The sequence below is a fragment of the Pseudomonas sp. A-1 genome, from assembly GCF_004801855.1.
Lineage (GTDB): Bacteria > Pseudomonadota > Gammaproteobacteria > Pseudomonadales > Pseudomonadaceae > Geopseudomonas.
Map to the genome: position 1 here is coordinate 12,698 of NZ_SSTC01000014.1, position 14,588 is coordinate 27,285.

Annotated in this window: 14 protein-coding genes; 3 read left to right on the top strand and 11 right to left on the bottom strand. The window is 69.4% G+C overall.

Annotation, left to right across the window (positions count from 1 at the left end):
• Positions 1–44: 44 nt before the first annotated feature.
• Entirely contained in the window at positions 45–626 is a 582-nt protein-coding gene (locus tag E5198_RS04660; RefSeq protein WP_136488851.1) for a nucleoside triphosphate pyrophosphatase, read from the top strand.
• An 18-nt stretch (positions 627–644) separates the two neighbouring features.
• On the opposite strand, the gene E5198_RS04665 is transcribed toward E5198_RS04660, so the two are convergent.
• The 3 genes from E5198_RS04665 to rluC are packed head-to-tail and all read right to left on the bottom strand — an operon-like array spanning position 645 to position 3,253.
• A complete protein-coding gene (locus E5198_RS04665; protein WP_136488852.1) occupies positions 645–1,622 on the bottom strand; it encodes a S49 family peptidase in 978 nt (325 codons plus the stop codon).
• Positions 1,609–2,307 (bottom strand): HAD-IA family hydrolase, encoded by a 699-nt coding sequence (locus E5198_RS04670; RefSeq protein WP_136488853.1) that lies wholly within the window; start codon positions 2,305–2,307, stop codon positions 1,609–1,611. The genes E5198_RS04665 and E5198_RS04670 overlap by 14 nt, the downstream gene beginning before the upstream one ends.
• The gene (rluC, locus tag E5198_RS04675; RefSeq protein ID WP_136488854.1) at positions 2,300–3,253 is read right to left on the bottom strand and encodes a 23S rRNA pseudouridine(955/2504/2580) synthase RluC; all 954 of its coding nucleotides are present in this window, start codon (positions 3,251–3,253) and stop codon (positions 2,300–2,302) included. The genes E5198_RS04670 and rluC overlap by 8 nt, the downstream gene beginning before the upstream one ends.
• A gap of 551 nt (positions 3,254–3,804) precedes the next feature.
• Between rluC and rne the strand changes: the two genes are divergently transcribed.
• Positions 3,805–6,945 (top strand): ribonuclease E, encoded by a 3,141-nt coding sequence (gene rne, locus E5198_RS04680; protein WP_136488855.1) that lies wholly within the window; start codon positions 3,805–3,807, stop codon positions 6,943–6,945.
• A 106-nt stretch (positions 6,946–7,051) separates the two neighbouring features.
• Here the strand turns inward: rne and murB are convergent, their stop codons facing one another.
• From murB to E5198_RS04720, 8 genes are all read right to left on the bottom strand, one after another.
• Positions 7,052–8,071 carry a UDP-N-acetylmuramate dehydrogenase gene (gene murB, locus E5198_RS04685; RefSeq protein ID WP_136488856.1) on the bottom strand — a complete coding sequence of 340 codons (1,020 nt, stop codon included), beginning with the start codon at positions 8,069–8,071 and terminating at the stop codon, positions 7,052–7,054.
• On the bottom strand, positions 8,068–8,532 hold the full coding sequence (locus E5198_RS04690) for a low molecular weight protein-tyrosine-phosphatase (RefSeq protein ID WP_136488899.1): 465 nt from the start codon (positions 8,530–8,532) through the stop codon (positions 8,068–8,070). The genes murB and E5198_RS04690 overlap by 4 nt, the downstream gene beginning before the upstream one ends.
• 1 nt (position 8,533) lies before the next feature.
• The gene (kdsB, locus tag E5198_RS04695; RefSeq protein WP_136488857.1) at positions 8,534–9,298 is read right to left on the bottom strand and encodes a 3-deoxy-manno-octulosonate cytidylyltransferase; all 765 of its coding nucleotides are present in this window, start codon (positions 9,296–9,298) and stop codon (positions 8,534–8,536) included.
• Positions 9,295–9,480, bottom strand: coding sequence for a Trm112 family protein (locus E5198_RS04700; protein WP_136488858.1), 186 nt, complete (start codon positions 9,478–9,480; stop codon positions 9,295–9,297). The genes kdsB and E5198_RS04700 overlap by 4 nt, the downstream gene beginning before the upstream one ends.
• 41 nt (positions 9,481–9,521) lie before the next feature.
• Positions 9,522–10,520, bottom strand: coding sequence for a tetraacyldisaccharide 4'-kinase (lpxK, locus tag E5198_RS04705; protein ID WP_136488859.1), 999 nt, complete (start codon positions 10,518–10,520; stop codon positions 9,522–9,524).
• The gene (locus tag E5198_RS04710; RefSeq protein WP_136488860.1) at positions 10,520–10,951 is read right to left on the bottom strand and encodes a biopolymer transporter ExbD; all 432 of its coding nucleotides are present in this window, start codon (positions 10,949–10,951) and stop codon (positions 10,520–10,522) included. The genes lpxK and E5198_RS04710 overlap by 1 nt, the downstream gene beginning before the upstream one ends.
• Entirely contained in the window at positions 10,948–11,583 is a 636-nt protein-coding gene (locus E5198_RS04715) for a MotA/TolQ/ExbB proton channel family protein (protein WP_136488861.1), read from the bottom strand. Before E5198_RS04715 ends, E5198_RS04710 begins: the two co-directional genes overlap by 4 nt.
• Before the next feature lie 70 nt (positions 11,584–11,653).
• Positions 11,654–13,873, bottom strand: a complete 2,220-nt coding sequence (locus E5198_RS04720; RefSeq protein WP_136488862.1) for a DNA internalization-related competence protein ComEC/Rec2 — start codon at positions 13,871–13,873, stop codon at positions 11,654–11,656.
• 148 nt (positions 13,874–14,021) lie between these two features.
• Here E5198_RS04720 and E5198_RS04725 point away from each other — a divergent pair, with 148 nt between their 5' ends.
• Complete coding sequence (locus E5198_RS04725) at positions 14,022–14,552, top strand: DUF2062 domain-containing protein (RefSeq protein ID WP_136488863.1); 531 nt, start codon at positions 14,022–14,024, stop codon at positions 14,550–14,552.
• Positions 14,553–14,588 lie beyond the last annotated feature (36 nt).

The window sequence follows — 14,588 nt, forward strand, 5'->3', positions numbered from 1 at the left end:
CACCCGGACGCCTAGAATCGCCGGCAAATCCCGTGGAGATCGCCATGCTGCCCCTGGTACTCGCATCCAGCTCGCCCTACCGCCGCACCCTGCTCGAGCGCCTGCACCTGCCGTTCGACTGCCAGTCGCCGGACATCGACGAAAGCGCCCTGCCCGGCGAACATCCCGAGCAGTTGGTCCGCCGCCTGGCCGAATGCAAGGCCCGCGCCCTGACCGACCGATACCCCCGACACCTGATCATCGGCTCCGACCAGGTCGCCGCCCTGCCCGACGGCCGCATCCTCGGCAAGCCGCACGACTTCGCCCGCGCCCGCGAGCAGCTGCACGCCGCCAGCGGTAGCAGCGTGACCTTCCATACCGGCCTGTGCCTGCTCAACTCGCAGAACGGACAGGCCCAGGTCGACTGCATTCCATTCACCGTGCACTTCCGCGAGCTGGACGAGGCGCGCATCGAGCGCTATCTGCACCTCGAGCAGCCCTACGACTGCGCCGGCAGCTTCAAGTCCGAGAGCCTCGGCATCAGCCTGTTCCGCGAAACCTGCGGCAGCGATGCCACCAGCCTGGTCGGACTGCCACTGATCCGCCTGGTCGACATGCTGCTCGCCGAAGGCGTGCAGATCCCCTAGCAGATCGACCCCGGCCGCTCAGTGCAGCGCCGGGGCACGCCAGCCCACCCACAGCGAGACCTGCTCGGCGACGCCTGCGCCGAGCTTCTTGGCGAAGCGGTCGATCGGCGACTCCTTCTCGGTGAAGTCGACCAGATTCTTCTCGCCGACCACCTCGCGCGCCACGTAGCCGGCACTGCCCAGACCGTCGATCAGCCCCAGCTCGAGAGCCTGCTCGCCGGACCAGACCAGGCCGGAGAACAGCTCCGGATGCTCCCGATCCTTCAGACGCTCGCCACGCCCCTGCTTGACGCTGGCGATGAACTGCTTGTGGGTGGTATCCAGCACCGTACCCCAGAAACGGGTTTCCTCCTCCTTCTGCGGCACGAACGGATCGAGGAAGGTCTTGTGCTCCCCAGAGGTATAGGTGCGCCGCTCCACGCCCAGCTTCTGCATCGCCTCGACGAAGCCGAAGCCCGAGGCGGTCACCCCGATGGAGCCGACCAGACTGGCCTTGTCGGCATAGATGGCATCGGCCGCACTGGCGATGTAGTAGGCGCCGGAGGCACCGAGATCGGTGATCACCGCATACAGCTTGATGTCCGGGTGCTCGCCGCGCAGGCGACGGATTTCGTCGTAGATGTAGCCCGACTGCACCGGGCTGCCGCCCGGACTGTTGATGCGCAGGACCACGGCCCGGGTGTTCTTGTCCTTGAAGGCCGCACGCAGGCTGCCGACGATATTGTCGGCACTGGCCCGCTCCTCGTCGGCGATCACCCCACGCACATCGATCAGCCCCGTGTGCGACTTGAGCGCCGCCGCCCTGTCCAGACTCGCCCAGGGCGAGAACAGGAACAGCGCCCCGAACACGTAGAGAAAGCCGAGACTCTTGAAGAAGATGCCCCAGCGCCGCGCCCGGCGCTGCTCGACCACTCCGGCCAGCACCGCCTTCTCCAGCAGCTTCCAGGTCTTTTCGTCACCCGAAGCCGCCACCGCTTTCCATTCATCCGACTGCATGCTCGCCAACCTCCCTTCTCTCGCGATTGCACTCCTGCCCCAGCCACTGCCCGAGGCCGGCAAAGCGCTCGATGGCCAGGTGCGGACGATACTCCTGCAGCACCGTCAACGGCTGCGCACCGTATCCCACCGCCACCGCGGTCATGCCGGCATTGTGCGCCATCAGCAGATCGAAGGGCGAATCGCCGACCATCAGCGCCTGCGCCGGCGCCACCCCGCAGTGCGCGAGGATCTCGTGCAGCATGCGCGGATCGGGCTTGCTCGCCGTCTCGTCGGCGCAGCGGGTGATATCGAAGAAGTCCAGCCAGCCATGCCCGGCCAGCACCCGGTCCAGACCGCGCCGACTCTTGCCGGTGGCCACCGCCAGGCGATAGCCCTGCGCACGGAACGCCAGCAACGACTCCAGCACGCCGTCGAACAGCGGCGACGGCGTGCTTTCCAGGCACAGATAATGGTCGCTGTAGACCTGACGGAATACGGCGATGTCCGCCTCGCTCTCCAGCGCGGGATACAAGGCACGGATCGCCTCCGGCAGACCGAGACCGATGATGCCGCGAATGGCCACCTCGTCCAACTGCGGCAGGCCGCAGGCATCGGCCGCTGCGCGCATCGACTCGACGATCCGCGCCACGGAGTCGACCAGCGTACCGTCCCAGTCGAACACCAGCAGCTGGTAGTCAGGCATCCAGGCGCTCCAGGGTCTGCGCCCACACCTCGTCCACCGGCGCCTCCAGCGCCAGCACCTCGCCGTCGGGCAGGGTCACACGCAGCGCATGGGCATGCAGGAACAGGCGCTTGCCGCCCAGCTCGCGGATCTCGCGGGTGAAGTCGTCGTCGCCGTACTTGCTGTCGCCGGCGATCGAATGACCGGCATGCTTGGCGTGCACGCGGATCTGGTGCGTGCGCCCGGTGATCGGACTGGCCTCGACCAGGGTGGCGAAGTCGCCGAAGCGGCGCACCACGCGGAACTCGGTCAGCGCGTCCTTGCCCTCGGGATTGACCTCGACCATACGCTCGCCCGAGCGCAGGTTGTTCTTCAGCAGCGGCGCGCTGACCTTTTTCTTCGAGGTCGGCCAACTGCCGCGCACCAGCGCCAGATAGCGCTTGTCGACGCCATCGCCGCGCAGCGCCTCGTGCAGGTGGCGCAGCATGCTGCGCTTCTTGGCGATCATCAAAAGCCCCGAGGTGTCGCGATCCAGACGATGCACCAGCTCGATGTCCTTGACCTCCGGGCGCAGCTGGCGGAACGCCTCGATCACCCCGTAGTTCAGCCCGCTGCCGCCGTGCACGGCGATGCCGGCCGGCTTGTTCAGCACGATCAGCGCCTTGTCCTCGTAGACGATGGCCGCCTCGAGGCGCTGCAGCAGCCCCTGGGCCAGCGGCTCGGGCTCGTCGCGCTCGGCCACGCGCAGCGGCGGCACGCGCACCACATCGCCAGCCTGCAGCTTGTACTCGGGCTTGATCCGCCCCTTGTTCACCCGCACCTCGCCCTTGCGCAGGATGCGGTAGATCAGGGTCTTGGGAACACCTTTCAACTGGGCCCGGAGGAAGTTGTCGATGCGTTGTCCGGCGAGTTCCGGCTGCACTTCGAGCAGCTGGACGCCGGTGGAGATTTGCGAGGGAGTTGTCATGCGCGAATCATAGCAATTTTTCCCTGAATTGAAGCATTTAATGATTGCTGCTATATTCCGGCAGCCGTCAAAAGCGGCACTCCGCGCGAACGCAAGGCAGACTGCCTGCCGCCGGACACACAATCACTGGACGCCAGGCCGTCCGACGGGTCGCCCGCGCAAGCATTCATGGCGACTCGGAAAACCAGGCCTTGAGACACATGAGGTGCGAAACGCCCGGCGTTTCGCGCAAATGCTAACCCGCTACGGATTCAGCGAGCGGCACCCCGATTCTCAGGGAATACGTGCAGGGCGGAGATGCACAAACGACGGACTGCGTAGCACTCGACTTTCCAGACGCCTTGATCGTCCGCAGCGTTGTTTGATTCCTCCTCCTGAATGAGTGCTTCTGTACCCACAGTTAGCAGGAGCCGCCAGTCGCGCGCAGGCCCAATCGCCTGCGAGGCTTGACAAGGGCAACGGCCAGACCGTTCCCGGCGCACCTGACACCGACCACGAGAGTCGTGCGTGCCAACCGCCGTTTCCGGCAGCCCGGAAACCATTGGTACTACATGAAAAGAATGCTGATCAACGCAACTCAGCCCGAAGAGTTGCGTGTTGCCCTGGTCGACGGCCAACGCCTGTTCGACCTCGACATCGAGTCGGGCGCTCGCCAGCAGAAGAAGGCCAACATCTACAAGGGCCGCATTACCCGCGTCGAACCCAGCCTCGAGGCCGCCTTCGTCGATTTCGGCGCCGAGCGCCACGGCTTCCTGCCGCTCAAGGAAATCTCCCGCGAATACTTCATCAAGGCCCCCGAGGGTCGCGTCAACATCAAGGACGTGCTCAAGGAAGGCCAGGAAGTCATCGTCCAGGTCGAGAAGGAAGAGCGCGGCAACAAGGGCGCGGCACTGACCACCTTCATCAGCCTGGCCGGCCGCTACCTGGTGCTGATGCCCAACAACCCGCGCGCCGGCGGCATTTCCCGCCGCATCGAGGGCGAGGAGCGCAACGAACTGCGCGAGGCGCTCAACGGCCTCAACGCCCCGGGCGACATGGGCCTGATCGTGCGCACCGCAGGCCTCGGCCGTTCCAGCGAGGAACTGCAGTGGGACCTCGACTACCTGGTGCAGCTGTGGACCGCGATCAAGGAAGCCTCGCAGGGTCGTGCCGCGCCCTTCCTGATCTATCAGGAAAGCAACGTCATCATCCGCGCCATCCGCGACTACCTGCGCCAGGACATCGGCGAAGTGCTGGTCGACAGCATCGAGGCCCAGGAAGAGGCGCTGAACTTCATCCAGCAGGTGATGCCGCAGTACGCCAGCAAGATCAAGCTGTACCAGGACAGCGTGCCGCTGTTCAACCGCTTCCAGATCGAGAGCCAGATCGAGACCGCCTTCCAGCGTGAAGTGAAGCTGCCGTCGGGCGGCTCCATCGTCATCGACCCGACCGAGGCGCTGGTGTCCATCGACATCAACTCGGCGCGCGCCACCAAGGGCAGCGACATCGAGGAAACCGCGCTGCAGACCAACCTGGAAGCGGCCGAGGAAATCGCCCGCCAGCTGCGCCTGCGCGACATCGGCGGCCTGATCGTCATCGACTTCATCGACATGACCCCGGCGAAGAACCAGCGCGCCGTCGAGGACCGCGTGCGCGAATGCCTCGAGGCCGACCGCGCCCGCGTCCAGGTCGGCCGCATCTCGCGCTTCGGCCTGCTGGAGATGTCCCGTCAGCGCCTGCGCCCGTCGCTCGGCGAGACCAGCGGCGTGGTCTGCCCGCGCTGCAACGGCCAGGGCATCATCCGTGACGTCGAGTCGCTGTCGCTGGCCATCCTGCGCCTGATCGAGGAAGAAGCGCTCAAGGACCGCACCGCCGAGGTCCGCGCCCAGGTGCCGATCCCGGTGGCCGCCTTCCTGCTCAACGAGAAGCGCAACGCCATCACCAAGATCGAGCTGCGCACCCGTGCACGCATCGTCATCCTGCCCAACGACCATCTGGAAACCCCGCATTTCGAAGTGCAGCGCCTGCGCGACGACAGCCCGGAAGCGCTGGTCGGCCAGTCCAGCTACGAGATGACCCCGACCGAGGTCGAGGAAGTCCAGCCGGTCGCCGCCACCCGCACCCTGGTGCGCCAGGAGGCAGCGGTGAAGACCGTCACCCACGAGCGTCCGGCACCGCAGGCGGTGGAAGCGCCTGCCGCCCCGGCACCGACCCCGGCACCGCAGGCGGCCCACCCCACTCCCGAGCCGAGCCTGTTCAAGGGCCTGATCCGCTCGCTGGTCGGTCTGTTCGCCGGCAAGGAAGAGCCCAAGCCGGCGGCCGAAGCTCCTGCCCAGCCGAGCGCCGGCGAGCGCCCGGCGCGTAGCGAGGAGCGCCGTGGCGGCCGCCAGCAGAGCCGTCGCCGCGATGGCGAGCGCGCCGAGCGCCAGCCGCGCGAGGAGCGCAAGCCGCGTGAAGAGCGCCAGCCCCGCGAGGAGCGTCAGCCGCGTGAAGAGCGCAAGCCGCGTGAGGAACGCCAGCCCCGCGAGGAACGTCAGCCGCGTGAAGAGCGCCAGCCCCGCGAGGAGCGTCAGCCGCGTGAAGAGCGCCAGCCCCGCGAGGAGCGTCAGCCGCGTGAGGAGCGCCAGCCCCGCGAGGAACGTCAGCCGCGTGAAGAACGCCAGCCCCGCGAGGAGCGTCAGCCGCGCGAAGAACGCCAGCCGCGTGAAGAGCGTCAGCCGCGTGAGGAGCGCAAACCTCGCGAGGAGCGCGAAGAACGCCCGGTAAGCGAGGAGACCGTTGCCCGCGAGGAGACCGGCGCCGTCGAGGCAGAAACCGCGGAAGCCGGTGCTACCCGCCGCGAGGAGCGCAGGGCGCGTGGCGAGCGTCCGCCGCGTCCGGCCCCCGAAGAGGAAAGCGCCGAGCAGGCGGCCGAGGAACTGGAGGGACTCGAGGAGGAGCCGGGCCAGGACGAGCAGGAAGGTGAAGGCGAACGCCCGCGCCGCCGCTCGCGTGGCCAGCGTCGCCGCAGCAACCGCCGCGAACGCCAGCGTGAAGCCGGCATCGAGGAACTGACCGTCGAGGAAGTCAGCCCGGCTGCTGCCGCAGGCGAAGCCGTCGCACCGACCGTCGCTACCGCCATCGCCGCGGCGGTGGCCGTGGAGGCCGCTGCCGAGGAAGCCGTCAGCGCAACACCCGCCGCGATGGAGGACGACCAGGCCGCCGTAGCGGTCAGCGAACCCCTGCCGGTCGTCGAGACTGCACAGGCCATCGAGACCGTCGCAGCCGCCCAGCCGCAAGAGGCCGCCGCCGAGGCGATCGACAGCGAAGCGCCGGCGACCGAAACTCGCGAGGAAGCTGCTGCAGCGGGTGGCCGTGCGCCCAACGATCCGCGCGAGCGTCGTCGCCGCCGCGAGGCCGAGCGTCAGGCCCGCGAGGCCGCCGCCACCCTGGAGGCTGCTGCCCCGGCTCAGGTAGAGCCTGCCCCGCAGGCGGCGATCGAGGCCGAACCGGCCGTGACCGCGCCTGAGGCCGCGACCGAAACTCCGGTCGAGGCTCCGCTGGCCACTGGCAGCGAAGCCGGGAATGCTCCTGTCGAGGCCGAGACCCAGCCGGGCGAAGCGCAGGCCGCCCCGGCAGCCGACGCGGAAGCCGCCCAACCGACAGCCGAAGCGGTGAGCGTCGAGACCGCTCCGGTCAGCCAGCCCGAGGAGGAGCGCAAGCCCCAGGCCTGACGGCCCGGGCAGCGCCCAGCAAAAAGGGGGAATGCCTTGGCATTCCCCCTTTTTGTTTGTCTGGCGACTGGAAGACAAGGCCGGCGACAGGCCCCTCAGCCACGCCTCAGCGGACGACCGGCTCGATCTCCAGCTCGACACCGAAACGGCTGCGGATATCCGCCTGGATGCGCTGCGCCAGCGCCAGCAGCTCGCACCCGCTGGCCCGGCCGTAATTGACCAGCACCAGCGCCTGCAGGGCATGCACCCCGGCATCGCCGTCGCGATGCCCCTTCCAGCCGGCCTGCTCGATCAGCCAGCCGGCCGCCAGCTTCACCAGTCCTTCGCCAGCGGGATAGCTGACCAGCCCCGGCCACTGCGCGCGCAGCTGCGCCGCCTGGCCCTCGCCCACCAGCGGGTTCTTGAAGAAGCTGCCGGCATTGCCCAGCACTTGCGGATCAGGCAGCTTTTCCGCGCGGATGGCGCAGACTGCCCGACTGACGTCCAGCGCCGTCGGCTGGGCAATGCCCTGCACCTGCAGGCGCTGGCGCAGCGGGCCGTAATCCAGATGCAGGGCCGCCGCACGGCTCAGGGCGAAGCGCACGCGCAGGATCAGCCAGCGGCCGCTCTCGCGCTTGAAGCGGCTGTCGCGGTAGGCGAATTCGCACTCCCCGGCCTGGAACTCGCGCAGCTCGCCGCTCAGGCGATCCAGGGCGACCAGGCTGTGCAGCACGTCCTTGAGCTCGACACCGTAGGCGCCAATGTTCTGCATCGGCGCAGCGCCCACGGTGCCGGGAATCAGACTGAGGTTCTCCAGGCCGGCCAGGCCCTGCTCCAGGGTCCAGAGCACGAAGGGATGCCAGGGCTCGCCGGCCTCGGCCTCGACCAGCACCTGACCGCCCGCCTCGCCCAGCAGGCGCCGGCCGCGACTGGCCATGCGCAGCACGAAGGCCTCCAGATCGGCGGTCAGCAGCAGGTTGCTGCCGCCGCCGATCACCAGCAGCTCGGCGCCCTGCGCGGTGGCGGCCGCCAGCGCCTGGCGCACCTCGGCCTCGTCATGCGCCTCGGCGAACCAGCGCGCCGCGACGTCGACGCCGAAGGTGTTGCAGGCCTTCAGCGAGTAATGCTCATGAATGGTCAGGCTCACAGGCGCTCCCGGATCTGTTCGATCAGTCGGTCGCAGGCCAGCTCGACCAGGTCAAGCACCTGCTCGAAGCCGCCGGCACCGCCGTAGTAGGGGTCGGGCACCTCGTGCTCGGCCAGGCCGCCGCGGCGCAGGAACAGGTCCAGCTCGGCATCGCCCTGGGGCGGGCGCAGGCGGCACAGCTCGCGCAGGTTGTCGTGATCCATGGCGAGAACCCAGTCGAAACGGGCGAAGTCCTCGGCCTGCACCTGGCGGGCACGCAGCTCGTGCAGGCGGTAGCCGCGCTGCTCGGCGGCGGCGCAGGTGCGCGGGTCGGGCGCCTTGCCGACGTGCCAGGCGCCGGTGCCGGCGGAATCCACCTGCACCCGGTCGGCGAGGCCGGCCAGCTGCAGCTTGTGGCGCATCACCCCCTCGGCGGTCGGCGAGCGGCAGATGTTGCCAAGACAGACGAACAGCAGGCACACGTCAGGCTCCCAGCAGCTGGCGGACACGCTGCAGGTCTTCCGGGGTGTCGACGCCGGCCGGCGGCGCCTCGAGGGCGTCGGCGACATGGATGCGTACGCCGTGCCAGAGGGCACGCAGCTGCTCCAGGCACTCGGTGTCCTCCAGCCAGCACGGGCCCCAGGCGACGAAGTCGTGGAGGAAGCCGGCGCGGTAGGCGTAGATGCCGATGTGACGACGGAACGGCACGCCCTCAGGCAACTGCCCGCGCTCCGCGGCGAAGGCATCGCGCGCCCAGGGCAGCGGTGCACGGCTGAAGGTCAGCGCCAGGCCGCTGGCGTCGGTGACCAGCTTGACCACGTTGGGATTGAACAGCAGCGCTGCATCATGGATCGGCTCGGCCAGGGTGGCGATGCCGGCCTCGGCATGGGCGGCCAGGTTGGCGGCCACCTGGTCGATGATCGCCGGCGGAATCAGCGGCTCGTCGCCCTGCACGTTGACCACGATGGCCTGGTCGGCCAAACCGAGCTGGCCGGCCACCTCGGCCAGGCGGTCGGTGCCGGAGTTGTGGTCGGCACGCGTCAGCAGCACCTCGGCGCCGAACGCCTGGCAGGCCTCGACGATGCGCGCATCGTCGGTAGCCACCACCACGCGGGTCGCGGCGCTCTTCTTCGCCTGCTCCCAGACGTGCTGGATCATCGGCTTGCCGGCGATGTCCTGCAGCGGCTTGCCAGGCAGGCGGGTGGAGGCGTAGCGGGCAGGAATGACGACGACGAAGTCCACGCTCATTTGTCCAGGCGCTCGTCGACGGTCAGGGTGCGCGCCTCGCTCTCCAGCATCACCGGGATGCCGTCGCGCACCGGGAAGGCCAGGGCGTCGGCCCTGCAGATCAGCTCGGACTTGTCGTCACTGAGCTTGAGGGGGCCCTTGCACAGCGGGCAGGCGAGAATGTCGAGCAGTTTGGGGTCCATGGTCCGCTCCAGGCAGAGGAATCTGGGGGGACCCGCGCGCATCAACGCGGCAACAGGCGCTCGAGCTGACCGTCGAACCAGGCCACGAAGGCCGGCGATGGCTGGCCATCGACCGCCAGATACCACCAGTCTGCGGCGGCGAATCCCCGGCATTTCACCGCATCCTTTTCGGTCATCAGCAGCGGCAGGGCCGGGGCGAAGCGCAGATCCTCGGGGCAGTAGGCCGCGTGGTCGGCGAAGGGATGCGGAACCGGGCGCCAGTGTAGCGCCTCGAGGGTCGCGAAGAAACGCTGCGGGTTGCCGATGCCGGCCACCGCGTGGACCGCCTGCCCTGCCGGCAGATGATCCAGCGGGCGACGCTCGCCGCTGGCCAGGTTGACCAGCGCACTCGGGCGCAGGTTGAAGGCGAAGCCTGCCGCGCCGTCACCGGCAGCACCGTTGACCAGGCAGGCATCCACCGCGGCCAGGCGCTCCAGCGGCTCGCGCAGCGGCCCGGCCGGCAGGCAGCGGCGGTTGCCGAGACCGCGGGCCGCGTCGATCAGCACCAGCTCGAGATCGCGGGCCAGACGGTAGTGCTGCAGGCCGTCGTCGCTGAGGATCAGGTCCAGCGGCTCCTGCTCGAGCAGGGCCCGCACCGCGCGGGGACGGTCGGGGTCGATCACCAGCGGCACGCCGCTGCGCTCGACGATCATCAGCGGCTCGTCACCGGCCTCGGCGGGACTCTGCCCGGCGCGCACCCGCCACGGCAGGCTCGGCGGCGTGGCGCCGTAGCCGCGACTGACCACGCCGACGCGCAGGCCGCGGGCACGGCAGTGCTCGATCAGCCAGAGGATCAGCGGCGTCTTGCCGGTGCCGCCGACGGTGATGTTGCCGACCACGATCACCGGCAGCGGCGCCCGCCAGGCCGGCCTGCGCCCGCTGAGGAAGTCGGCGCGGCGGCGCTCGACCACCCGCCGGTAGAGGACCTCCAGCGGACGCAGCAGGACCAGGGCCGGATGGCCCTGGTACCAGGCGGCAGTGAGGCGCTCGGCCAGGCGCATCAGGGCTTGGCCGGCTGCGCTTCGACGGTGGTGATGCGCAGGTGCGCGAAGCCCAGCTTGCCGGCCGCGTCCATGGCGGTGATCACCGCCTGGTGCGGGGTGCGCGCGTCGGCGCTGATCACCAGCGGCAGGCTGCTGTCGCCGCCGGACTCCTTCTGCAGCGCGCTGCTCAGGGTCGCCAGGTCGCTCTTCACCAGCTGCTGGCCGTTGAGCGCATAGCTGCCGTCGGCGGCGATGGTGATCTCCAGCTGCTTGAGCTGGGTCTCCTGCACCGGCGTGGCGCTGTCGGCCTCGGGCAGGTCGATCTTCAGCTGGGTCTCACGGGTGAAGGTGGTGGTCACCACGAAGAACAGCAGCAGGATGAACACCACGTCGATCAGCGGCGCCAGGCCGATCTCGACGTTCTCCCGCGGTTTGCGTCGGAATTTCACCGCTTGCCGCCCTCGCCCAGATCGACGTCACGGTCGCCCTGCACCACTTCCACCAGACGGATTGCTTCCTGCTCCATGCCGACCACCAGCTCGTCGACGCGACGCTGCAGGTAGCGGTGGAAGAACAGCGCGGGGATGCCGACGAACAGACCGGCGGCGGTGGTGATCAGCGCCTTGGAGATGCCGCCGGCGAGCACCGGCGCGTTGGCCATGCCGCTGCCCATGAAGCCGCTGAAGATCTCGATCATGCCCAGCACGGTGCCGAGCAGGCCGAGCAACGGGGCGATGGCGGCGATGGTGCCGAGCGCGTTGAGGTAGCGCTCCAGGTCATGGATGACCCGCGCAGCGGCTTCCTCGATGCACTCCTTCATGATGTCGCGACCATGCTTGGAGTTGGCGAGACCGGCGGCCAGCACCTCCCCCAGCGGCGAGGAGGCGCGCAGCTCCTTGAGCTTCTGGCTGTCCAGCTGCTTGTCCTGGATCCAGCGCCATACCTGGCCCAGCAGGTTCGGCGGGGTGATCCGCGCCGGACGCAGGGTCCACAGGCGTTCGGCACTGATGCCGATGGCCGCGATCGAACAGAGAATGATCGGCAGCATCATCCAGCCGCCGGCTTTGACCAATTCCCACACAGTAACAACCCCCTGAAAAAAGTGGCGCAACTCTAGCACAGCGCGCTCGCCATGCCGCCCGTCTGGGTTCTCATTTTTCCCGCCAGAAACGCGCCTGCGCGCGCTCGCCGGCGACCGTCCCATGGCGGCCGAGCCACAACTGCAGCGCCCCCTCGGCGGCACTGTCGTGGATGCGCACGCCGGCGGCCCGAAAACGCGCCACCACCTGCGGATGCGGGTGGCCGAAGGCATTGTTCCAGCCCCGCGAGAACAACACGCCGCGCGGCGCCACCGCGGCGATGAACTCCGCCGACGACGAACTGCGACTGCCGTGGTGGGGCGCCAGCAGCCAGTCGGCGCGCAGATCGCGGCCACTGCCCAGCAACGCGCGCTCGCCGCTCGCGGAGATGTCTCCGGTGAGCAGCAGCCGCTCGCCGCGCGCCTCTACCAGCAGCAGGCAGGACGCATCATTGCCGTCGCCGCTCATCTGCCAGGTGGTGAAACGCACGGCGTCCCATTGCCACTGCTCGCCATCGCGACAGGGCTCGACGGCGTATGGCAGACGCTGTCGCGCCGCCTCGCCGGCGAGCAGGCGGGACGCCGGAAGACCGGCCAGCACGCTGCCTGCCCCGCCGGCATGATCCTGGTCGGCATGGCTTAGCAGCAGCGTGTCGAGCCTGCCGACGCCCTGCCTGAGCAGGAGCGGCAGCACCACCTTCTCTCCCGAATCGAACCCGCGCGCGGCCGGGCCGGCGTCGTACAGCAGAGCGTGAGCGCTGGTGCGTACCAGCACCGCCAGCCCCTGCCCGACATCCAGCACGCGCACCTCGGCCTCGCCGCTCGGAATGCCGGCCGCGGCGGGAAACAGCAACGGCAGCGGCATCAGGGCGCCGAACAAGCGCAGCGGCAACCCGGCCGGCAGCAGCGCCAGCAGGACGCCGCCCAGCCCGAGCAGCACCGCCCAGCCAGGCGCAGCGGCGAACTGCCGGGCCGGCGCCAGCTCGGCGAGCCAGGCGAGCAGGTCGAACAGCAGGTCGAGCTGCAGCCCGGCCAGCCACAGCAGGCTGCTGCCCACCCCGGGTAGCGGCAGCAGCAGGGTCCCGAGCAGGGCCAGCGGCACCACGCCGACACCGACCCAGGGCACCGCCAGCAGGTTGGCCAGCGCGCCGGTGAGACTGACCGGCAGGCCGAGCGCCAGCAGCAGCGGCAACAGGCCGAGAGTCATCGCCCACTGCGCGCGCGGCAGCACCCGCCAACCGGCGGCCGGCGCCAGGCGGCCGCTGAAGCACCAGGCCAGCAGCGCCACCGCGCCGAACGACAGCCAGAAACCCGGTTGCAGGCTGGCCAGCGGCTCGACCACCAGCACCAGGGTCAACGCCGCCAGCAGCGGCAGCCAGACGCCCAGGCTGCGGAAGCGCCAGCGCCACAACAGCACCACCGCCAGCATGACGCAGGCCCGCTGCACCGGCACCTCGAAGCCGGCCAGCAGGCCGTAGGCGAGCGCACCGGCCATCGCCAGGCCACAGGCGCAGGGCAGCCAGGGCCAGCCCCGCGGCCACCAGCCGCGGCGGAACAGGCCGAGCACCAGCGCATACAGCAGACCGGCCAGCAGTGCCACGTGCTGACCGGATATCACCAGCAGATGGGTGGTGCCGGTGGCCTGCAGCACCTGCCAGTCCCCTTCGCCGAGCCCCGAACCGTCGCCCAGCACCAGTGCCGCCAGGGCCCCCTCCCGACCATGTGCCGGCGCCGCCAGCAGCGCACTGCGCAGGCGATCGCGCCAGCCTTGCGGCCCGTCCGCGGCGCTCAGCCGCTCGCCGGCCTTGACCGAGCCGGTGGCGCCGACGCGACGTGCCGTCAGCCAGGCCTCGTAGTCGAAACCCTGGGGATTGACCAGACCGCGCGGGCGCTTGAGTTGCACCGCCAGGCGCCAGACCTCGCCGGCCGCCAGCGGTGGCGCTCCGTACCAGGACAGGCGCAGGCGCTGGGGGAGGCTTGCGCGGCGCGAGCGGGCCTGCTCGATATGGAAGCGGGTAACGCCCACCTCCCGCTCCGGCAGACCGACGATCCGCCCCTGCAGCCACAGGGTCCGGCCATCCAGTTCGGCGGCCAGGCGGTCGTCCAGCGCCAGCTGCGCCGAGCCGCAGGCCCAGCCCAGGCCGAGCAGGAACAGCGCCAGTGGATAGCCGCGGGTCGGCAGCAGCGCCACCCCCACGACCGCCAGCGCGACGAGAGCCGCCGCAGGCGGCAAGGCCGGCAGGAAACGCAGGCACAGCAGCCCGCCACAGAGCGCGATCAGTCCCGTGCGCATGGATTCATCCCTGAATCGGCCGGCGCTGCGCGCCGCTGAAATTCTGTTACAGATCCCCGGACAGTCCATCCGGATTTTTGTTCCGCCCGGTCCACCACCGGGAGAATCAGTGCATAATACCGGCGCTTAGTCGCCGTCGAGAGCCCCCATGCCGCGCCGAATCTTCAAGCGATACATGCCCGACCCGGAGCGCATCAGGGGCGACAAATCCCTGCGCTTTCTCGGCAAACTGATTCACGATCCCAACCTCTGGCACCTCAATCGCCACTCGGTGGCTCGTGCCATGGCCGTGGGCCTGTTCGCCGCCTTCATCCCGCTGCCGATGCAGATGCTGCTGGCCGCCTCGCTGGCCATCCCGCTGCGCGGCAACCTGCCGATCTCCATCGGTCTGGTCTGGCTGACCAACCCCATCACCATGCCGCCGGTGTTCTACTGCACCTACAAGATGGGCGCCTGGCTGATGCACGTGCCACCGATCACCCTGCCCGAGCACCTGAGCATGGAGTGGATCACCCACGAGCTGAGCACCCTGTGGCAGCCGTTCCTGCTCGGCTCGGTGATCACCGGCCTGATCTGCTCCATCCTCGGCTACTGCCTGACCATGACCTACTGGCGCTGGTGGGTACGCCGCAGCTGGCACAAGCGCCAGCTCCTGCGCCGCCAGCAGGGTCACTCCTGATCCCGGTCGGTGTCAGCCCCGCCTGCGGCCGACACC